The organism is Streptococcus didelphis DSM 15616 (assembly GCF_000380005.1).
GTDB lineage: Bacteria > Bacillota > Bacilli > Lactobacillales > Streptococcaceae > Streptococcus > Streptococcus didelphis.
Genome location: NZ_KB904201.1, coordinates 25,347 through 46,001 on the forward strand (window position 1 = coordinate 25,347; position 20,655 = coordinate 46,001).

18 protein-coding genes are annotated in these 20,655 nt (G+C 37.2%); 3 read left to right on the forward strand and 15 right to left on the reverse strand.

Annotation, left to right across the window (positions count from 1 at the left end; genetic code table 11):
- Positions 1–200: 200 nt before the first annotated feature.
- From A3GU_RS0109075 to udp, 4 genes are all read right to left on the reverse strand, one after another.
- Positions 201–1,895, reverse strand: coding sequence for a phospho-sugar mutase (locus tag A3GU_RS0109075; RefSeq protein ID WP_018367212.1), 1,695 nt, complete (start codon positions 1,893–1,895; stop codon positions 201–203).
- Between the two features lie 61 nt (positions 1,896–1,956).
- The gene (gene deoC / locus A3GU_RS0109080) at positions 1,957–2,628 is read right to left on the reverse strand and encodes a deoxyribose-phosphate aldolase (RefSeq protein ID WP_026216506.1); all 672 of its coding nucleotides are present in this window, start codon (positions 2,626–2,628) and stop codon (positions 1,957–1,959) included.
- Between the two features lie 30 nt (positions 2,629–2,658).
- A complete protein-coding gene (locus tag A3GU_RS0109085; RefSeq protein WP_018367214.1) occupies positions 2,659–3,861 on the reverse strand; it encodes a NupC/NupG family nucleoside CNT transporter in 1,203 nt (400 codons plus the stop codon).
- Between the two features lie 9 nt (positions 3,862–3,870).
- Positions 3,871–4,659 (reverse strand): uridine phosphorylase, encoded by a 789-nt coding sequence (udp, locus tag A3GU_RS0109090; RefSeq protein WP_018367215.1) that lies wholly within the window; start codon positions 4,657–4,659, stop codon positions 3,871–3,873.
- Between the two features lie 246 nt (positions 4,660–4,905).
- On the opposite strand from udp, the gene A3GU_RS0109095 reads away from it, so the two are divergent.
- Positions 4,906–5,664: a GntR family transcriptional regulator gene (locus A3GU_RS0109095; protein ID WP_018367216.1), complete on the forward strand. Its 759-nt coding sequence runs from the start codon at positions 4,906–4,908 to the stop codon at positions 5,662–5,664.
- Positions 5,665–5,785: 121 nt separating this feature from the next.
- On the opposite strand, the gene ruvB is transcribed toward A3GU_RS0109095, so the two are convergent.
- From ruvB to purD, 7 genes are all read right to left on the reverse strand, one after another.
- Positions 5,786–6,787 carry a Holliday junction branch migration DNA helicase RuvB gene (gene ruvB, locus A3GU_RS0109100; protein WP_026216507.1) on the reverse strand — a complete coding sequence of 334 codons (1,002 nt, stop codon included), beginning with the start codon at positions 6,785–6,787 and terminating at the stop codon, positions 5,786–5,788.
- A 253-nt stretch (positions 6,788–7,040) separates the two neighbouring features.
- Positions 7,041–7,943 (reverse strand): helix-turn-helix domain-containing protein, encoded by a 903-nt coding sequence (locus A3GU_RS0109110; RefSeq protein WP_018367219.1) that lies wholly within the window; start codon positions 7,941–7,943, stop codon positions 7,041–7,043.
- Positions 7,944–8,042: 99 nt separating this feature from the next.
- Complete coding sequence (purB, locus tag A3GU_RS0109115) at positions 8,043–9,335, reverse strand: adenylosuccinate lyase (RefSeq protein ID WP_026216508.1); 1,293 nt, start codon at positions 9,333–9,335, stop codon at positions 8,043–8,045.
- Between the two features lie 160 nt (positions 9,336–9,495).
- On the reverse strand, positions 9,496–10,365 hold the full coding sequence (locus tag A3GU_RS0109120; RefSeq protein WP_018367221.1) for a hypothetical protein: 870 nt from the start codon (positions 10,363–10,365) through the stop codon (positions 9,496–9,498).
- Positions 10,366–10,367: 2 nt separating this feature from the next.
- Complete coding sequence (purK, locus tag A3GU_RS0109125; RefSeq protein ID WP_018367222.1) at positions 10,368–11,441, reverse strand: 5-(carboxyamino)imidazole ribonucleotide synthase; 1,074 nt, start codon at positions 11,439–11,441, stop codon at positions 10,368–10,370.
- A complete protein-coding gene (purE, locus tag A3GU_RS0109130) occupies positions 11,428–11,916 on the reverse strand; it encodes a 5-(carboxyamino)imidazole ribonucleotide mutase (protein WP_018367223.1) in 489 nt (162 codons plus the stop codon). The genes purK and purE overlap by 14 nt, the downstream gene beginning before the upstream one ends.
- 66 nt (positions 11,917–11,982) lie before the next feature.
- Positions 11,983–13,245 (reverse strand): phosphoribosylamine--glycine ligase, encoded by a 1,263-nt coding sequence (gene purD, locus A3GU_RS0109135; protein WP_018367224.1) that lies wholly within the window; start codon positions 13,243–13,245, stop codon positions 11,983–11,985.
- 233 nt (positions 13,246–13,478) lie between these two features.
- Here purD and A3GU_RS0109140 point away from each other — a divergent pair, with 233 nt between their 5' ends.
- Positions 13,479–14,093: a hypothetical protein gene (locus tag A3GU_RS0109140; RefSeq protein ID WP_018367225.1), complete on the forward strand. Its 615-nt coding sequence runs from the start codon at positions 13,479–13,481 to the stop codon at positions 14,091–14,093.
- A 435-nt stretch (positions 14,094–14,528) separates the two neighbouring features.
- The gene (gene scrM, locus A3GU_RS0109150) at positions 14,529–15,632 is read left to right on the forward strand and encodes a peptidoglycan hydrolase ScrM (RefSeq protein WP_018367227.1); all 1,104 of its coding nucleotides are present in this window, start codon (positions 14,529–14,531) and stop codon (positions 15,630–15,632) included.
- Positions 15,633–15,853: 221 nt separating this feature from the next.
- Here the strand turns inward: scrM and purH are convergent, their stop codons facing one another.
- The 4 genes from purH to purF all read right to left on the reverse strand — a co-directional run bounded on the left by purH (position 15,854) and on the right by purF (position 20,627).
- On the reverse strand, positions 15,854–17,404 hold the full coding sequence (gene purH / locus A3GU_RS0109155; protein ID WP_018367228.1) for a bifunctional phosphoribosylaminoimidazolecarboxamide formyltransferase/IMP cyclohydrolase: 1,551 nt from the start codon (positions 17,402–17,404) through the stop codon (positions 15,854–15,856).
- Positions 17,405–17,536: 132 nt separating this feature from the next.
- On the reverse strand, positions 17,537–18,091 hold the full coding sequence (gene purN / locus A3GU_RS0109160; protein WP_018367229.1) for a phosphoribosylglycinamide formyltransferase: 555 nt from the start codon (positions 18,089–18,091) through the stop codon (positions 17,537–17,539).
- A complete protein-coding gene (gene purM / locus A3GU_RS0109165) occupies positions 18,088–19,110 on the reverse strand; it encodes a phosphoribosylformylglycinamidine cyclo-ligase (protein ID WP_018367230.1) in 1,023 nt (340 codons plus the stop codon). The genes purN and purM overlap by 4 nt, the downstream gene beginning before the upstream one ends.
- A 62-nt stretch (positions 19,111–19,172) precedes the next feature.
- Positions 19,173–20,627 (reverse strand): amidophosphoribosyltransferase, encoded by a 1,455-nt coding sequence (gene purF, locus A3GU_RS0109170; protein ID WP_018367231.1) that lies wholly within the window; start codon positions 20,625–20,627, stop codon positions 19,173–19,175.
- Positions 20,628–20,655 lie beyond the last annotated feature (28 nt).

Consider the following 20,655-nt stretch of genomic DNA (forward strand, 5'->3'; position numbering starts at 1 on the left):
TTTCTCACATTTTAAAATTTGGTTACAAAACTATTTTTTAGGTAACTATATTCTAGTTAGTCACTAAAATTTATAGATTTTTTGAGAAGATCTCTAAGTTTATTTTGTAAAACTTAAACTTTTCTAAAATTAAAAAAGCCTTTATCAGTTCATAATGAGCTGACAAAAGCTTTTTGAAAATGACTGTAATAAAATAAAGGTTAGTCGACTTTTTCAATTCTTGCATAACAAGTATCTTCAATAAGATCTAATTTATCAATACTATCTTGTAAGCTATTACCAATAGTGTAAATATATATCTTAATTTTTGGTTCTGTTCCTGAAGGACGTAGAGCAAACCATGACCCATCATTAAAGTAATATTTCAAGCAGTTTTGTTTAGGGAAATCAAGATAGCCTTCTTTAAAGTCAATAGTATCTTTAAGTGTTAATTCTCCCATAGTATCAATTGGTTTATTTCGGAAGTCTTCCATAATGCGACCAATCCGTTCTTGACCTTCAATACCTTCTAGTTCAAGGGCAAATTGTCTTTCATTATAGTAGCCAAATTCTTTATAAATAGCTTCTAAAACATCTAGCAAGCTTTGACCTTTTGCTTTATAATAAGCTGCCATTTCAACAACCATCATGGCTGCGCTGACACCGTCTTTATCTCTAACAAAGGTTCCGTAGCAAAAACCAATACTTTCTTCATATCCAAAAACATATGTATGCTCTTTTGTGAGTTCATATTCATTAGCTCTACCACAGATATTCTTAAAGCCAGTTAGGGTTTCAACAGTTTCAACACCATATTTTTGGGCAATAACTTTTGATAGGTCCCCTGTAACAATTGATTTTACTAAGACAGGATTTGCTGGTAAATCATTTAATTCAGCTCTTTGAGAGAAAATATAGTAAGAAAGTAAGGCTCCGATTTTATTGCCATTAATGAAAACATAATCTCCATTAGAATCTTTAACTTCTAAAGCAAGACGGTCACTGTCTGGGTCAGTTGCAATTAAAATATCGGCATCTTTTTCTTTACCAAGTTTTTCAGAATAGGCAAAGGTCTTAGGAAATTCTGGATTAGGATACCCTACAGTTGTGAAATCTGGATCAGGTTTTTCTTGCTCTGCGACAACAAAAATGTTTTTAAAGCCTCGTCTGTCTAGGATATCTCTAACAGGGAGATTACCAACACCATTAAGTGGCGTGTAGACAACACGAATAGATTTATCAATATCCTTATCATTGATGCTTAAAGAAAGTACTTCTTGTTTATAATCTTCTTCAATCTTATCATCAATATACTGTGTCAAACCCTTTTCAATTGCTTCTTCAAAAGGAATTTGTTTGATATCTTGGAAGTTCTCAATCTTATCCATATGATCAGAGATTTGACTAGCAATATCATCAAGGATTTGTGAGCCTTCTTTCCAATAAGCTTTATAACCATTATACTCTTGAGGGTTATGGCTAGCTGTCACCATAACACCAGAAATACAATTTAAAGCTCTCACAGCATAAGAACACATTGGTGTAGGACGAATTCCTTTATAAACATAGGATTTGATTCCATTTGCTGCCATGATAGAACAGGTTAATTCAGCAAATTCTTTTGACTTATATCGCACATCATAACAAACTGCAATACCTCTATCAATAGCTTCTTGCCCATGATCAATAATAGTATAAGCTAAAGCTTGCGCAGCTTTACCAACCATATAAATATTCATACGATTAGTTCCAGCTCCAAGTTTTCCTCTAAGGCCAGCAGTTCCAAATTCCAGACCCTTATAAAATCTGTCTTGAATTTCGGCATCATTATCTTGGATAGCTAATAAATCACTTCGGGTTTCTTCATTGAAATGGTCATTTTGTAACCATTGTTCATATACTTCTTTATAATTCATTCCACTTATCCTTTTCTAAATATAGAATAATTACTCCTATCAGGTTACTTAATACTTATTCTTAATAACTATTTTCTTCAGCAGCTTCATTTTTTATAAGTTTAATAATGCGGCTTGTTCCCAAACGAGATGCTCCAAGTTCAATGAACTTTTCGGCATCTTCCAAGGAAGAAATACCACCTGCAGCTTTGATTTTGACATCTTTCCCAACATGCTTAGCCATTATTTCAACATCTTTAAAAGTTGCTCCTCCTGTTGAAAATCCAGTTGAAGTTTTAATAAAATCAGCACCAGAGCGTGTCACTACACCACATAATTCAATAAGTTCTTCCTCGCTTAACTGACATGTTTCAACAATGACTTTTAAGATGTGGTTTTGACAAGCAGCCTTAATCTGACGGATTTCTTCTTCAATCGCATCAAAATGACCATTTTTAACATCAGTTAAATTAATAACCATATCAATTTCATCAGCCCCATTTGCAATAGCATCTTTTGTTTCAAATACTTTACTTGCACTTGTGCTGTAACCATTTGGAAAACCAATAACAGTACAGATAGCTAATTTACCAGAAACGTAGTCTGCTGCCTTTTTAACATAAGAAGCTGGAATACAAGCTGACGCTGTATGATAATACATGGCATCATCTAAAATAACTTTGATTTCTGGCCAAGTTGCTGTTGTTGTCAACAAGGTATGGTCAACTGTTTTTAAAATATCTTCTTTTTTCATCATTTTTTATTCTTCTTTTTCTATTTAAGTTTAAAACAAAGTGACAATCCCTACAAGCATAGCACTTAACATACTTACAGCGATACCACCAAGCATAGCTCTAAATACTAATCTTGCTAAAACACCACGTTTTTCTGGACATAAAACAGCAATCCCTGAAACACAAATTCCAAGACTTGATAAATTAGCAAAACCACAAAGTGAAATAGTTGCTACCAAGGCTGTACGATAGTCAAGAGATTTAATAATTTGTCCTAAATGTTGAAAGGCTACAAACTCATTTAAAATCAATTTGCTTCCTAGTAGGTTTCCTTCAAGTAAGATATTTTTACCTTCAAAGCCCATCAAGAAACCAAATGGCGCAAACACATATGAGAAAATTTGTTCCAGTTTAAGTCCAAACACTCCTAAAATCATATTAGCCAAGGCTACTAAACCAACAAAGGCAATTAAGCTTGCTCCGATAGAAAATGCCATTTGGGCCCCAGTGCTAGCACCCTCAGCAATAGCATCTATTACGTTTGCATTCTTCCCTTTATTGTCCATTTTAACATCTTCAATTTCTTGGAAGGCTTCTGTTTGTGGTAGTAAAACCTTAGCTACAAGAATACTTCCAATTGGTACCATAGTTGAAGCAATTAGCAAGTATTGCATAGGGATTCCAAGTGCAATATAGCCTCCTAAAATAGACACTGACATACTACCCATACCTGAAACAAGGACAACCATAACTTCACTGTCTGTCATACGTTTTAAGTATTTACTAACAAGAATTGGACTGTCAGTTTGTCCTAAAAACATATTAGCAACTGCTACAAAACTTTCAACCTCAGATGTCTTCATTAATTTTCCGACACCCTTACCAATCCATTTAACGACAAAACCTAAAACACCGATATAATATAGTAAGCTAACCAAGGCAGATAGGAAAACAATATTTCCTAGTGTTTGAATAGCAAAAATAAAACCTGTTGGTGCTCCATGATCAGCAAGAGAACCAAAAACAAAGTTTAGTCCTGCCTGGCCACAATTGATAACATTGGTCACTCCGTCAGAGACAACACTAACTACTTTTTGCCCTAATGGTATTCTAACTAATACCAGAGCAATAATCAACTGAACGACTAAAGCTTTAGCAATTAATTTAAAAGAAACTGCTTTACGATTAAAAGAAATCAAATATAAGAGAGCAATAATACTAATTATTCCAAGTAGACTGTAAATAAATTGCATGCTTTTTTCCTAACCTTTTTGTTTTTCTTTATCAGCCTCAATAAGTGTACGAAGAGCTTCAATTGCTACTTTAATTGCTGATTCAGTATCATGACACATTGGATTGTCTAAGCCTTTTGCGTTTCTTTCTTGATTACCTACTACTAAGAAATCTGAACCACAGCGTACTCCCAAATGGCTAGCTGCTACAAAAAGAGCTGCTGACTCCATTTCTGAGGCTTTTGTTCCAAGACGTTTCCACGCTTCCCATTTATTAACAAGTTCATAACTTACTGGCATGCGTTCTGGTTCATGTTGACCATAGAAGGCATCTTTACATTGTACTACTCCTGCGTGATTAGTGTAGCCCAATTTATTAGCCGCAGCTACAAGAGCATTGGTTACTTCTAGGTCAGCTACAGCTGGAAATTCTATTGGAGCATACTCTTTACTTGTACCTTCCATACGGATAGCACCAGTAGCAACTACAATATCTCCACCCTTAACATCCAAATCAATACCACCACAAGTTCCTACACGAACAAAGGTATCTGCTCCACAAAGAACAAGCTCTTCCATAGCAATAGATGCTGATGGACCACCAATACCAGTAGAAGTGACACTAACTTTTTCACCATTTAGGGTTCCTGTATAAGTAACGTACTCTCTACTATCTGCAACAAGCACAGGATTATCAAAATGTTGCGCAATTTTTTCACAACGTTTTGGATCACCTGGCATAATAACGTAGCGACCTACATCACCTGGACGAATTTGTAAATGATACTGTAATCCAACTTCACCTGAATAGTTTTGCATAGTAAGTTCCTCCTTTGAACTTGTCTAAAATTTTATACACTTGTATAATAGCATGTCTATTTATTTTTGTAAACGCTTTTTTAATAAATATTTTTTGATAAAACCATTTAATTCAACTTTCCGACAAATATTTCTCATCTATTATTGGGACTAAAAGGGTTAGTATTTTTAGAAAAAAAGAAAAGTAAAACGCTTGCACTTTAGACAAGATTCCATTAAACTAATCTTGTTGATGAGGTAGATGAAATGACAAAAAACGATTTATCAAGAAAATTAAAAAAACTAAAACATGTTCAAGTCTATAATGAAATTTTTCGTTTAATACAAGATGGCATCTATAAACCAGGGATGCAATTACCTTCTGAGCCCGAACTAGCCGAGCAACTAAAGGTCAGTCGTATGACCTTAAGAAAGTCACTAGCTCTACTGCAAGAAGACCATCTTGTTAAGAACATCCGTGGGAAAGGGAATTTTATTCAAAAATATCCAGAGAACCCTCTTAATCAGGGACTAGAAATCCTTCAACATCCTATTAAAGCCTGTTTAACCACAAGTATCCAAGAGGTTGAAACAGAATTTCGTATTGAAGTTCCCACTGTTGCAATCACCTCTTCCTTAAAAAGAGAAAGCCCTGTAGTTGTTATTGCAGACAGGTGGTACCACACTGCTGAGCAAACCATCGCCTACACCTTATCCTTAATTCCTATTGAAGTCATTTCAGAATTCAATGTCAACCTCAATCAAGAAGAGAGCTTAAGAGATTTTCTAGAAACAAGTATTTACCAAAAAGAAAATGCTGACTATGCGCTCAACCAAATCTCCTATACTAAAACAGGCAACTTTACAGCTACTAAGTACATTTTATCTAAGACAAACAATTTTATTCTCATCCAAGAAAATATTTATAAGGGCCAGCAAATGCTTATCAACAATAAGCACTATATTCCTATTGAATATTTTGATTTAAAAATAAAATCTAAAACCATAGGGAAAAATTATCCCTAAACTTTTTTCTTATACATAAAAGGTTCAACTTTCGATGTTGAACCTTTTATGTAGTTTACCAAATACTTATATTATAAACAATGCTAATAAGTGTCAATGATAAGAATTCCTAAGCTTAGTCTTAGTTGCTATCCTTTAAAGGATAATGGAGATGTTGATATGCTTTTGCAGTAGCTACTCTTCCTGTTCGTGTCCTCATAATAAACCCTTTTTGGATAAGATAGGGTTCATACATATCCTCAACAGTATCTCTTTCTTCAGCAATATTAACAGAAAGTGTTCCTAAGCCAACAGGGCCACCATTATACATCTCAATCATGGTTCTGAGGATTTTTTGGTCGACATAATCTAAACCTTCACGATCAACATCCAACATTTCTAGCGCCTTATTGGTTATAGCAGTCGTAATAATACCATCTCCCATAATTTGAGCATAGTCTCGAACCCTCTTTAAAAGTCTGTTAGCAATACGTGGCGTTCCACGACTACGACGCGCTAGTTCATGGGCTGCTTCATGGATAATTTCCATCTCAAAAATGGTAGCTGTTCGCTCGACAATTTCTGTTAGGTCATCTACTTGATAATACTCCATGTGTCCAGTAATACCAAATCTTGCCCTTAAAGGATTAGACAACATACCCGCACGAGTTGTAGCTCCTATTAAGGTAAAGGGAGGCAAATCTAAGTGAACACTCCTGCTCGTATCTCCTGAGCCAATCATAATATCAATATAGAAATCTTCCATGGCACTATAAAGAACCTCTTCCACAGCCATTGGTAAGCGATGTATCTCATCTATGAAAAGCACATCTCCTGGTTCGAGATCATTTAAGATGGCTACTAAATCACCGGACTTTTCAATAGCTGGGCCTGAAGTTTGCTTCAAGTTCACCCCAAGTTCATTTGCAATAACAAAAGCCATTGTTGTTTTTCCAAGTCCCGGTGGTCCAAATAGCAAGACATGGTCTAGGGACTCATCCCTCATCTTTGCAGCTTCAATAAAAATAGCTAACTGATCCTTAACCTTATCTTGTCCAATATATTCTTTTAAATACTGAGGGCGTAATGTTCTTTCAACAAGTTCTTCATCCCCCATTAAATCCTTATCTAAAATTCTAGTCATAGACTTATTATAGCATAAGTTTACTGTCACACATTATAAAGTAAACAGACTAACTTTTTGTAAAACTAAGAAATGCTTATTTGTCACTTTTACTTATAACCACCACCATTCATTTGATGTAGCCATGAGGCCTGCCATGCTTAAAATGGACAATAAAATAGACAATTTTTTTTGTGTTAATTTTTTCATTAACCTACCTCCTTTTATATGGCCATTATAAGCAAAATCAGATAAAACCAAAATGACATTAATGTCACTTTTTGTCTTTTTTCCATTCCATTTTTATATTTTCTTTTAAATGCTTATCCCCCATCAACAAAGCAAAATGAATAGCCTTTTTATAACAGGACTTTGCCTTATCGTAATTTTTCTTATAATAAAGATTGTACTTCCACTCCATTAGGTGTAAAATGGGCAATCTTTGAAAATCATCAATCTTCAACATTATTTTTTTACTTGCTTTTATAGTCTTTGATACCTGAGACCAATTACCCAACTGAATAGCCATTGAACAAAAAGTAATCATTAATTGGTTCATTAAAAATAGGTCTTCTGTTTCTAAATGATCAATTTGTTCTAGAGCCCTATTAAATAATGTATAGTAAAATTTCTCATCATACCAATCCTTAGAATACTTTGACGCTCGGCAACAAACCAAGTATAGATTCATTAATATTAAATCATTTGCAAAATAGTTTTGTTTCTTTTTCAATTGTTCAAGGCAGCCATTAATAAGACTATAGCCATAATTGGTGTTTTTACTAAGTGTTACATCTATCGAAGCCTGTAAGCAATCAATAAAAAAGCGTTCTACTTCAGGAAGTTTATCATAATAATTGTCGAAAATTTCTGAAAATTGTTTATACTGTTGAGATAACTTATTTTCATCTGTATAGGTGGGAGTTCTTAATATTTTATACTTTAATTCTTTGTATCTTTTGGGTAATTCTACTTCTTTAGATCCAATTAAAGTAGAAATACTAATATCTAATTTTTCGGCTATATAAAATACACTAGTAAGGTTAGGAATGGATTGGCCGTTTTCAATTCGGGCTAATTGTCTAACAGATAATCGGCTTTGGTCTTGGCAAAAGTCTTCACGGGTTAAATTGCGTTTACAGCGTAGCTCTTTTATTTTTTTTCCAAAATCCTTCACTTTTTACTCCTATACTAATTTTCGCACTATAACATTATTTTAATTATATAAGTATTATATTATAAAATCCGTAAAATAAAAAAGGCTTTTTAGCCTTTTTTACAGTCCCAAACGATTAAATATATCATCTACACGCTTTGTATAATAAGTTGGATTAAAGAGTTGGTCAATTTCGTCTTGGGTCAAACGAGATGTCACTGCTTCATCTGCTTCTAAGAGTGCTTTAAAGTCTACCTGATTATCCCATGAGTGAGCCGTCTTGGGTTGAACGAGATCATAGGCTTCTTCTCTGGTCATTCCTTTTTCGATAAGCGTCAGCATTACACGTTGGCTGTAGATGAGACCAAAGGTCGAATCCATATTGCGCAGCATATTATCCGGAAAAACAGTAAGATTTTTTACGATATTGCCAAAACGGTTGAGCATGTAGTTGATTAAAATGGTTGTATCAGGTGTAATAATCCGCTCAGCTGAAGAATGGGAAATATCACGTTCATGCCAAAGTGCTACGTTTTCAAAAGCAGTCACCATGTGTCCACGAACCACACGCGCAAGACCTGTCATATTTTCAGAGCCAATAGGGTTACGTTTATGAGGCATCGCAGAGCTGCCTTTTTGGCCTTTGGCGAAGAATTCTTCTACTTCCCGTTGTTCTGATTTTTGAAGGCCACGGATTTCAGTTGCCATACGTTCAATGGAGGTGGCAATGCTTGCTAAAACAGCAAAATACTCTGCATGTAAATCTCGAGGAAGAACCTGTGTTGAAATTTCTTGAGGACGAATGCCAAGTTTTTCGCAAACATATTCTTCCACAAAGGGGGGAATATTAGCAAAATTACCTACCGCACCAGAGATTTTCCCAGCCTCAACGCCAGCCGCCGCATGTTCAAAACGCTCTTGATTACGTTTCATTTCGCTGTACCAAGTTGCCAGCTTAAGCCCAAAAGTTGTCGGTTCAGCATGGACACCGTGGGTACGACCCATCATGATGGTCAATTTGTGCTCTTTAGCTTTTTCAGCCACAATGTTAGTAAAGTTTTCAAGGTCACGACGGATAATGTCGTTGGCTTGCTTGTAAAGGTAACCATAGGCCGTATCAACAACGTCTGTTGAAGTCAAGCCATAGTGAACCCACTTACGTTCTTCACCAAGCGTTTCAGAAACAGCGCGGGTGAAAGCTACCACGTCATGACGCGTTTCCTTTTCAATCTCAAGAATGCGGTCCACATCAAAATCGGCATTAGCACGAATCTTAGCCACATCCTCTTTCGGAATCTCACCAAGCTCAGCCCAAGCCTCATCGGCCAAAATCTCAACCTCTAACCAAGCACGGTACTTATTTTCCTCACTCCAAATTTCCGCCATCTCAGGACGGGAATATCTGTCTAACATAATTTATGATATTAAGGGCGTTAAGCGAACACAGTCAAAATAGGAAACTGACCGACGACGTTTGCGTCTAGGTCATGTTTATCTTTTTAACACCGTTCGTAGCCCGTATTCAATTCCGTGAATACGATACCCTCTTCCTTTCTTTGTTTACTTTTTTAATTTAATAACCTAATATTCCTGATATAAGGTTTGCAAGAGTCGCAGAAATTGCTGATTTCAGAAATGGAAGATCAAAAATTCTTTCATTATTCTTAACAATTTTCTCAAACTGTTCTTCATTCTTATTTTTGCTTGCTTCTTGCAATTCCTCTAATACCATATTCATCTGATGAGAAAATATTTGTGTAGAGATAATATTTGTAATTTCCTGATGCACTTGTTCCCATGGAATTTGGACTTCTGTTTTATAAGAAACATCTGAAGCAACTGAATTTTCTATAATACTACTTCTATTTATGGCATCACCTTTAATTGAAAATGTACTTCCTTCTCCAAAATGTGAGCCAACTACATTATCATTACCACTCACATCTGTTTTATTAACAACCTTCTTTTGATTTATTTCTTGAGTTCCAGAACCATTATTAATATTTTGATTTTTGATATCAATATTTACAACTTGAAATCCATCATTAAAGGACTGCCTAATAATATCAAAAACCCTATTCCTAAATTCTTTACCCTTAAAAAAAAGATAATAATTTTTGCTTGAACCTAAGTTAAACTCTATATAGAATTTTTCTGAAAGATGTTTTTGATATTTATTATATATACTATATCCCCAAAATAATAAAATTACCAATGGGATTACCTTAGGAATAAAATCAATAAATAATGCTAATATCATCACTAACATCATTAATATTTCACTAAATTTCAACCTAAAAACTAATTCTGAACTACTCATCATAGAAATATTTTTAATTTGAATAGCATCATTTTTCATTAAAATAGTATTATTTTTTATGCTTAATTTATCTGTTTTAAGCGTTTTGTCATCATCATTAAAAATATCAAAATTCATTTTCATTCCTAAAACTCCTCTACCTCATCAGCTTCCACGGCCAAGACCGTGACGTGTCCCATTTTGCGGTTATGTTTCGCTTCTAGTTTACCATAAAGGTGGAGATGGGCGCTAGGGTTTTCTTGGATATAGGCTTGTGCTTTTTCCATATGCTGGCCCAAGACATTGAGCATAATAGCGGGAGCATGCAAGGTAATGGCTGGCAGCGGCAAACCAAGTACACCCAGGATATGTGTGTCGAACTGGGAGAAATCACAAGCTTCAATAGAATAGTGACCGGAATTATGGGGACGTGGAGCAATTTCATTGACTATAATCTCATCTTGACTGGCAAACATTTCCACACAGAGGGTTCCTGCCAAGTTCAGCTGCCGAGCAATCTCCAAGGCCATGGCTTTGGCCTTTTTGGCTAACTCCTCAGAAATCCTAGCAGGAACAATAGTTTTGGACAAAATATTGTTGTGGTGCACATTTTCTTGAACTGGAAAGACAGTAAAGTCTTTTTGATTGCCTGAAACAATGACTGACACTTCCAAGTCAAAAGCCACTAATTCTTCCAAGACACAGTCAGCAGAAGCCACTAATTCTCTAGCGGCAGCCAGGTCAGCATTTGATGCAATGGCCACTTGTCCATGCCCATCGTAACCTCCTGTCGCCGTTTTCAAGACATATTTTTTAGATAAATCAAGCCCTTCCAAATCGTCAGCACTCTTAACAACCTTATATGGTGCGACAGTGACTTTGGCTTTATTGGCCAAAAAGTCCTTTTCAAAAATCCGATTCTGAGAAATCCGAAGCAAGTCTGTCCCTTGGGGCAGTTGACCTTTCTTGACAACAGCATCCAGTCCATCAGCATCCACATTTTCAAATTCATAGGTTAGAATATCGCAGCGCTCTGCTAGTTCTTTGAGTGCAGCCACATCGTCATATGGCGCCACAATCAGCTCACTAACTCCCCCTGCTGGACAATCTGCCGACGGGTCTAGCGTAATTATTTTATAGCCCATATAAATAGCTGAGATTGCTATCATTTGACCCAGTTGGCCACCACCAATAATACCAATGGTTTTATTTGAGTTCATCGGTCATGGCCTCCGCAATTTTTCCTTGTTCCACTTGGAAATCAGCTAATGCTTGTGCAATTTGGGAATCTTCAATAGCCAGAATGCGTAATGCTGTTAAAGCCGCATTAGTTGCACCTGCTTCGCCAATTGCCATAGCTGCGACAGGAACACCTCCTGGCATCTGCACAATAGAATAGAGAGAATCAAGTCCAGAAAGAGCACGTGATTTGACAGGCACACCAATGACCGGTAGCGTTGTTTTGGCTGCTACCATACCTGGCAAGTGGGCTGCACCGCCAGCACCAGCAATAATGATTTTGATGCCACGTCCACGCGCTTCCTCAGCATGTTTAAACATGAGATCTGGTGTTCTGTGGGCTGAGATTACTTTTTTCTCAAAGGGAATTTGGAATTTCTCTAAAATCTCTGCTGCTTTTTGCATGGTTGCCCAGTCGGAACTGGAGCCCATGATAATGGATACAGTTGCTTGCATTTTCTCTCCTTTTTTAATACTATCTAGATCCTCAAACTATTCATTAAATAATGATTTCTTTTAATACTATTTCAAGGCCTTCCTTCCAATATCCGTTCTGTAAAAGAGTCCTGTGGTATCTTGTTTTTCCAGTTCTTGGTAAATTCTGGTCTGCGCAGCTTTGACGGTATCTGCTGTGGTGACCAGCATGTAAACCCGTCCGCCGTGTGATAGCAGTGCTTGGCCATTCTCAGAAAAACGGGCCCCAGCATAGTAGCTAGTAATGTCATCTGAAGTTTTTGCAGGTAAGGGAACACCTTTGTCATAGGCTAAGGGATATCCTTCTGAAGCAACTACAACTCCAAGGGTGACGCCTTGGTCTATCCATCTTATTTCTGGTTCTTTTTCTTCCAAGATGTCTGTAATATTTTGAGCAAAATCCGAACTTAAACGAGGTAAAATAACCTGAGTTTCTGGATCACCAAAGCGCGCGTTAAACTCGATAACCTTTGGTCCATCCGCCGTCAAAATCAGCCCAGCATAAAGCACACCGAGGTAGGGACGACCTTCCTTAATCATGCCTTCAAGAACTGGTTTAATGATGGTTTCGACCGAAGCGTCCACCACGCTTTGAGGAAGATGAGGAACCGGTGCATATGCCCCCATACCACCAGTATTTGGACCCTTATCACCATCAAAAGCCCTCTTATGGTCTTGAGCTGTAGGCATAAGATAGAATTTGTCACCATTAACAAACGCAAAAAGCGAAAATTCTTCTCCTTCAAGAAACTCCTCAATAACCACACGCACCCCGGAGTCTCCCAATTTATTATCAATAAGCATCTCATGGGCTGCCTGAATTGCCTCTTGGACTGTCATAGCTACTACAACGCCCTTTCCTAGGGCCAAGCCATCAGCCTTAATAACAATAGGAGCCCCTTGCTTTTCAATATAAGCTTTAGCTTCTTCAAAATGTGAGAATGTGCCATAGGCTGCTGTGGGAATCCTGTACTGGGACATGAGTGATTTAGCAAAATCTTTTGACCACTCAAGCTCCGCTGCCAAACGTGTCGGACCAAAAATCTTAAGTCCAACCTGTCTGAATTCATCGACGATTCCTGCTGCTAGCGCATCATCAGGACCAACAAAAGTCCAGGCAACCTTATTCTTTTTAGCAAACTCTATAAGCCTTGAATGTTCGGAAATAGTTATATCAACACAAACCAAGCCATCAAGCGTCATCCCGTCATTTCCCGGTGCTACAAAAACCGACTCTACAACTTCTGAATCTAATAACTTCTTAGCAATCGCATGCTCACGACCACCAGAACCAATAACTAAAATTTTCATTTTCACTCCAATAACGAATTTTATAATATTATTATAACATAAATGTTCGTTAAAAATAAAAATATAGCGGATGTTAGATAATTATCAATAATATGCTTTTAGTTTTTCGAATAATGGTGTAAGGAGGTAACTAATCTTATAAAGCATCTCTGGTAAGGAGGGATATAAAACGGAAACTATAATTTAGAATGCTTTATTTAACATCTAACCATTTATTTTGAAAGGAAGTTACTATGAAAAAAATTATTAAATCAACATCTATAATTCTATTTTCTTCACTATTAATGAACACGTCTATTCCTACAGTATTAGCAGATCAAACAAATCATTCACACTTTAATCACTTAACAAGCGCTTCAAAATCAATTAATGTTTCAGACCTTGAAGGAAATATCAGTGTTCCCAAAATTGATCCAAGCATGTTAAATAGTGCAAAACAATTGGAAGATTATTTTTATATTAAACATGATGGTTCCATTGGGTTAAAGGGAAATTTTAAAGAAGTAGCTCGTCTTCTTAAGATTTCTGAAAAAGACGCAAAATTATATTTTGAGGCTGTAAATGACCTCCCTAATACTTTCTACAAAGGTGCTGTTGGCCTTCGCTTCAATCTAGGTCCAAAAGTAAGAGGAATGTCTGGTTGGGCCGCAGGAACCTTTGCTGCTGGTTATGCCGGATGGTATCTTAAGCAATTTGCTGTTAATCCCGCAACAGCTGGCTTTGCAGCCCTTATCTCTGGTGCAATTGGATGGTCTGTAAAGACTGCTGTTGAAAATCACAGATCAACAACTTTAGCTGTCGTCTATATTCCAGGAGTAGAATTGGTTTATACTGTTAATGTCCCATAATAATGCTATCTGACATTTTTGCTATTTACTATGTATTTTCTTTTTGCTATTATTAATAAAATTTATAAGAAGGAAGCTGATTATGACTACCGATAAGAAAAAACGAAAATACTTATTTTATTTGACCTTATTTTTTTCACTAATGTTTAGCCTTGCAATATACTTTGAATGGAATATTCTTGTTGACTTCATTTGGTTCACTTTTATTTCATCTTTAGCTATGCTTCTTTATCATCAAAAATAAGGAAATTTTCTGCTCTCTTAGTTAGACTTAAACAAGCATCTGTTACTAATAACGTAAAGAGCCCTGAAATCACTAATGGACTTCCTCCATTAAGAGATTTTGGGGCTTTTTTCTTTCTTACTTCTGGCATTCACGACATTAAGGATTATTTTTTTCCTTCTTTTTCGAATAGTTAATTACAGGAGGTCGCAATGAAAAAAATTAAGATTTTCATCTTGATAGGATTAACCCTATCATTCATCATTAATCCCATTTCTAAATGGACGTATCCTTCAATTATCACTCCCACAACTGTTCACGCAGAAGTTCATGGAGATGACTATCCCAGCCAGTGGAAACAAGGTTGGGGGGCTGATTATTGGGGCATGTATTTAAGGCAATGCACATCTTTTGTAGCCTTCAGATTAAGTAAGATCAATGGTTTTACCTTACCAGCAGGCTATGGGAATGCTGATACTTGGGGACATATAGCAAGGCAACAAGGCTATCGTGTTGATAAAAAAGCAACCGTGGGCTCTGTTGCTTGGTTTGATAAGAATATTAATAATGCGCACAGTCTTTATGGTCATGTTGCCTGGGTTGCAGAAGTAAATGGTGACCAAGTCATTCTGGAAGAATACAATTATAATGCTGGACAAGGCCCCGAAAAATATCATAAAAGGCAAATTCATAAAAATCAGGTGAGTGGCTTTATTCATTTTAAAGATCTCAATCAGGATAGTAACCCGACATCTTCTCATCAGCTTAGCCAGACAAAGCTTTTACCAAATAAAGGAAGCTATTATTTTAAAAAGTCACTGCCTATAAAAGCAAAGCCTATTCTAAAAGAAAAAGATATTACTTATTATCAAACAGGTCAAATAGTCTATTACGATCAAACCTTAATCGATGATGGTTATCAGTGGATTTCTTACATTGGTTATTCTGGTAATCGTCGCTATATTCCTATTGAAAAAATAAGGGAAAGTAAAAAGCCAGAAACTTTCCATGCTGGCCAAGAAGTCACTTTTACTGGACCCTTTCAAGTTAGTCAAAATCACGGCTGGATGATTTCTAGTAATCAGTTAGCGGGTGGTCCTGCCAGTCAACTGAATTGGCTTGACCCTGGACCAGCCCTAGAAACCACCAAAAATGGTCAAAAATCAGGAGACCAAGTACTTTTACCAGGAGATTATTTTACCATCCCTGGAAAATATAAAATACTCCAAGTGCATCAAACTAGCAAAGGACTCCTCATCCAAATTGGTCAGCGCCAAACCTGGGTAAGTATGGATCAAGTAAAAGCAGTACAATAACCATTTCACCTTATCCCTGACTTACAACTTTTTCTACTAATATAAGAAAAAAACTAGCCGAAGCTAGTTTTTCAAGGGTTTAGGAGGTTATGAAAAGGGAAATTTAGGACTTCCTATTTCTAGGATGACTATAGTATAACTTGCTTTTCTTAAGCCACTCTTAAAAATAACTTATAAAAAACTTAAAAACTTCCCAAGTGTCATTTTGGGAAGACTTACCTTTAATGTCTAAAGTGTCTAACACCTGTAAATACCATACTTATCCCATGCTTATTAGCAGCGTCAATGGAATCCTGATCACGAACAGACCCTCCTGGTTGAATGATAGCTTTAATACCAGCTGCTGCAATTTCTTCAATATTATCTGCAAAAGGGAAGAAGGCATCACTAGCAAGAGCAGCTCCTTCAAGTCTACCCTTAGCCTGATCAATGGCAAGGCGAACAGAAGCCACACGATTAGTTTGTCCAGGTCCAACGCCAAGTGTCATATGATTATTAGCAATTAAAATCCCATTTGACTTAACGTACTTGATGGCGCGCCAAGCAAATTCCAAGGCTTCTTTTTCGTTTGAAGTCGGTTGACGGTCTGTCACCACCTCCCAAGAGTCTGCTTTTTCCTCAATACTATCTTGATTTTGTACCAGCATGCCACCAAGAACACCCGTATATTCAGCTTCACGTTCAGAAGCATCCTGCCCTTCAAATGGCAATGCTAAGATACGAAGGTTTTTCTTTTTACTTGTCAGAATCGCTAGCGCTTCATCAGAATAGCTTGGTGCAATGATGATTTCTAGGAAGATAGGGTGCATCTTCTCAGCTGTCGCTTTGTCAACTTCTCTGTTAAGAACAACAATTCCACCAAAGATAGAAACAGCATCGGCTTCGTAGGCATAATCCCAAGCTTTTTCAATGGTATCAGCTTGGCCAATGCCACAAGGATTCATGTGTTTTAGGGCTACAACAGTTGGACAATTTTTGAAGTCACGAATAATTCTGATAGCAGCGTCTGCATCACGAATGTTGTTGAAAGATAATTCTTTGCCATTTAATTGTTTAGCTGAAGCAATAGAATAATATGTTGGTATTGCTTTTTGATAGAAATCAGCCCCTTGTTGTGGATTTTCACCGTAACGCATTTCTTGTTTTAAATCATAAGTTAAGGTCAGTTTTTCTGGTTTACTTTCACCAACCTGTGCAGTGAAGTATTCAGCAATTAAGGCATCATAGGCTGCCGTGTGGCGAAAGACTTTTGCAGCTAAGGCTTGACGTTTTTCATAACTTGTTTCACCAGGCTCCGTTAATTCTGCTAGGACACCAGAGTAGTCAGATGGGTCAACGACAACTGTCACACTAGCATGGTTTTTGGCTGCCGAGCGCAGCATTGAGGGCCCACCAATATCAATATTTTCAACTGCTGAAGCATAAGTCACATCTGGTTTTAAAATAGTTTCTTTGAAAGGATAGAGGTTAACCACAACCAAATCGATCAATTCAATCTGATTTTCCTTGGCTGCTTGAAGATGCGTATTCAAGTCACGACGTGCCAAGAGTCCACCATGAATCTTAGGATGAAGCGTCTTCACGCGCCCGTCCATCATCTCTGGAAATCCTGTTACATCATCAATAGCAATTGTTCCAATTCCTGCTTGTTCCAGAACTATCTTAGTCCCACCAGTTGAAATGATATCCCAACCTAAGTTTTTCAATGCTTGGGCAAAATCAACAATGCCTTCTTTATCTGAAACTGAAATTAGTGCGCGTTTACTTCCCATTACAATACCAAGAATGCCAAAGAAACTAAAGCAAGTCACTGTTTAAAAGAGTTAAGGAGATTAATAACGTCTTTTTATTAGTACTATACTTAAGCTTCTTTGTCATTCCTTTCCTTTCTTTTTTCAAAATACTTACTTTTCTTCTGCCCCTAGATCTCTTAAAACCTCTGGGTATAAATGATACTCTGCCTCATGAATACGATTCTCAAAGCTGTCAATAGTGTCCTCTTTTAGACGAGGAACCCGGACTTGTTTGATAATTTTGCCGGTATCAACACCACTGTTCACCCAATGGATAGTCACTCCTGTTTCTGTGACTCCAGCCTTCCAAGCGTCTTCAATTCCATGAGCACCTGGAAATTCTGGTAAATAGGCTGGATGAATGTTAATGATTTTCCCTTGATAAGCTTCTAATAACGTTGGTCCAATAATTTTCATATAACCTGCTAGACAGATTAAATCTATATTATGCTGATCTAGCAAGGCAATGAGAGCTTCTTCATAGGCTTTTTTATTCTTAAATTCCTGCAACTCAAAGCTATAGGAATCAATCTTCAAAGCGCCGGCTCTTTTTAGTACATGAGCTTGTCTCTTATCTGAAAAAACAAAGGCAAGCTTAAACTGCTCTGCAATGACCTGAAAATTAGAACCATTACCCGAAGCAAATACAGCTATTTTCTTAGTCATTTGATAATAACACTCTTATCTTCTTTTTTAACGATACGGCCGATTTCATAAACTGGCTCATCTAAGAGTTCTTTAACACGCGCCACATGTTCTGGTTTGACAGCCACTACCATGCCAATACCCATATTGAAAATTTCGAACATTTCTTCATGCCTAATTTGACCATATGTTTCTAAAGCTTTGAAAATTGGCAAAACAGGCACTTTTGCTTCATCAATTTCAGCTGCTAAATCATCCGCAAACATGCGAGGAATATTTTCAATAAAGCCTCCACCCGTAATATGGGCGATGCCCTCAACCAACTTTTCTTTAAGTAATGGAAGAACAGCTTTAACATAGATGCGAGTTGGTTCTAAGAGAACGTCTTTTAAAGCTTTACCTTCAAGTTCAGGTAAAAGGACTTGGCCTTCATAGTCAGCAAAAATACGACGAACAAGGGAGTAACCATTTGAATGAATGCCACTAGAGGCAAGGCCTAAAAGAATATCACCTTCTGTAACTTTTGTTCCGTCAATAATCTCAGATTTTTCGGCAACTCCAACTGCAAATCCTGCTAAATCATAGTCGTCTTGACCATACATCCCAGGCATTTCGGCAGTTTCACCACCGATAAGAGCAGCTCCTGCTTGTACACAGCCTTCAGCAACTCCTGCAACCACTTGCTCTAATTTTGCTGGTTCATTTTTACCAGTGGCGATATAATCTAGAAAATAAAGAGGCTCTGCACCTGCAGCAATAATATCATTGACACACATAGCCACACAATCTTGGCCAATAGTGTCATGTTTATCATACTTGATAGCAAGCATTAGCTTAGTTCCTACGCCATCAGTACCAGAAATCAAAACAGGTTCCTTGACACCAGTTTTTGTAAGATCAAACATGCCACCAAAGCCACCAAGAGCTCCCATAACGCCTGCACGCTGCGTTCTATCCACATGTTTTTTAATCCGTTCTACAACTTCATAACCTGCTTCAACATCAACACCAGACTGGGCATATGCATTTTTTTCTGTCATTTGATTTTTCCTTTTCATTTACCTATTAATCATCTTTTGAATAGGGAATCCGTAGCTATCAATTAGCGAACTTTATCAATAAAGAAGCTTGTTCTTTCTTCTAGGCTACGCTGATACTCTTCTTGGTAATCATAAAGAGGGGTGGGATATTCCCCATCAAAATAAGCTGTACACAGTCCACCATGAGGAGCATCTGTTTCAAGTCCTATAGCTTCTACCATTGCATCTAGAGAGAGATAGGTTAAACTATCAGCTCCAATAATCTCACACACCTCTTCTATATTATGGTTGGCCGAAATCAATTCTCTTCTTGTTTGAATATCAATTCCATAAAAACAGGGGTATTTCAATTCTGGACTAGCAATTGCCACATGAACTTCCTTGGCTCCTGCTGCCCTCAATAAGCTGACAATTCTCCTAGAGGTTGTGCCTCTTACAATAGAATCATCAACCATTACTACACGTTTTCCTTTGACAACACCTGATACTGCTGAGAGTTTCATCCGAACCCCTTGTTCACGTAACTCCTGAGTTGGTTGGATAAAGGTTCTCTGCGTGTATTGATTCTTTACCAAGCCCATTTCATTTGGTAAACAGGATTCTTCTGCAAAGCCCATAGCTGCTGATAAGGAGGAGTTAGGCACTCCTACCACAATATCTGCATCATGTTGGAATGCCTGCGCCAGCTTTTTTCCCATATTTTTACGAGCAGTGTGAACATTCACCCCATAAATAGTGGAATCGGGACGTGCGAAATAAACATATTCCATAGAACAAATAGCTAATTGTGTATCCTTAGTATAAGTGTCATAAGTAACCCCACTATCATCTATAATAATAATTTCACCTGGCTTAACATCTCTTATCCATTTGGCACCAATCACCTCAAAAGCGCATGTTTCACTTGATACCACCCAAGCTCCATTTGGTAATTGGCCAAGAGATAGTGGTCTAAAGCCATTAGGGTCTAAGGCCGCAATCAATTTATCTTCTGTCATCAGTAGGTAAGCAAAACCACCTTTGACTGTATTTAAGGCTTCTTTTACCTTCCCTAAAAATTCTGGATGATGACTTCTTCTAATTAAGTGCATGAGAATTTCTGTATCAGAAGAGGCATTAAAAATAGCACCATCTTTTTCTAATTCCTTCTTCAAAGAAAGAGCATTGGTGAGGTTGCCATTGTGGCAAAGCCCAAACTGACCATCTGTAAAATGATAAAGAAAGGGTTGAATATTGGTAATGGAGGCTCTACCAGCTGTAGCATATCTGACATGTCCAATAGCAGCATTTCCTTTTAATTTGTCTAAATCTGATTGATTTTTAAAGACATCTGATAAAAGTCCCGTATCGCGGTGCTGACGTAAATAACCAGCATCATTAGCAACTATTCCAGCTCCTTCTTGCCCCCTGTGCTGAAGGCTGTGTAGTCCAAAATAGCTTACTTGAGCAGCTTGAGGATGGCCCCAAATCCCAAATACACCACACTCTTCATTCAGAGATTTCACTTCATATGTCATTTTTACCTCTATCTAATTAAGAGCAGAG

Excerpts from the sequence above, each read along its gene's own strand:
- udp (WP_018367215.1), bottom strand. The coding sequence starts at position 4,659 with ATGCAAAACTATTCAGGTGAAGTTGGATTACAGTATCATTTACAAATT.
- A3GU_RS0109120 (WP_018367221.1), bottom strand. The coding sequence starts at position 10,365 with ATGAAAATGAATTTTGATATTTTTAATGATGATGACAAAACGCTTAAA.
- purH (WP_018367228.1), bottom strand. The coding sequence starts at position 17,404 with ATGGGAAGTAAACGCGCACTAATTTCAGTTTCAGATAAAGAAGGCATT.
- A3GU_RS0109085 (WP_018367214.1), bottom strand. The coding sequence starts at position 3,861 with ATGCAATTTATTTACAGTCTACTTGGAATAATTAGTATTATTGCTCTC.
- purK (WP_018367222.1), bottom strand. The coding sequence starts at position 11,441 with ATGAACTCAAATAAAACCATTGGTATTATTGGTGGTGGCCAACTGGGT.
- scrM (WP_018367227.1), top strand. The coding sequence starts at position 14,529 with ATGAAAAAAATTAAGATTTTCATCTTGATAGGATTAACCCTATCATTC.
- ruvB (WP_026216507.1), bottom strand. The coding sequence starts at position 6,787 with ATGACTAGAATTTTAGATAAGGATTTAATGGGGGATGAAGAACTTGTT.
- deoC (WP_026216506.1), bottom strand. The coding sequence starts at position 2,628 with ATGAAAAAAGAAGATATTTTAAAAACAGTTGACCATACCTTGTTGACA.
- purB (WP_026216508.1), bottom strand. The coding sequence starts at position 9,335 with ATGTTAGACAGATATTCCCGTCCTGAGATGGCGGAAATTTGGAGTGAG.
- purN (WP_018367229.1), bottom strand. The coding sequence starts at position 18,091 with ATGACTAAGAAAATAGCTGTATTTGCTTCGGGTAATGGTTCTAATTTT.
- purD (WP_018367224.1), bottom strand. The coding sequence starts at position 13,245 with ATGAAAATTTTAGTTATTGGTTCTGGTGGTCGTGAGCATGCGATTGCT.
- A3GU_RS0109095 (WP_018367216.1), top strand. The coding sequence starts at position 4,906 with ATGACAAAAAACGATTTATCAAGAAAATTAAAAAAACTAAAACATGTT.
- purM (WP_018367230.1), bottom strand. The coding sequence starts at position 19,110 with ATGACAGAAAAAAATGCATATGCCCAGTCTGGTGTTGATGTTGAAGCA.
- purF (WP_018367231.1), bottom strand. The coding sequence starts at position 20,627 with ATGACATATGAAGTGAAATCTCTGAATGAAGAGTGTGGTGTATTTGGG.
- A3GU_RS0109140 (WP_018367225.1), top strand. The coding sequence starts at position 13,479 with ATGAAAAAAATTATTAAATCAACATCTATAATTCTATTTTCTTCACTA.
- A3GU_RS0109075 (WP_018367212.1), bottom strand. The coding sequence starts at position 1,895 with ATGAATTATAAAGAAGTATATGAACAATGGTTACAAAATGACCATTTC.
- purE (WP_018367223.1), bottom strand. The coding sequence starts at position 11,916 with ATGCAAGCAACTGTATCCATTATCATGGGCTCCAGTTCCGACTGGGCA.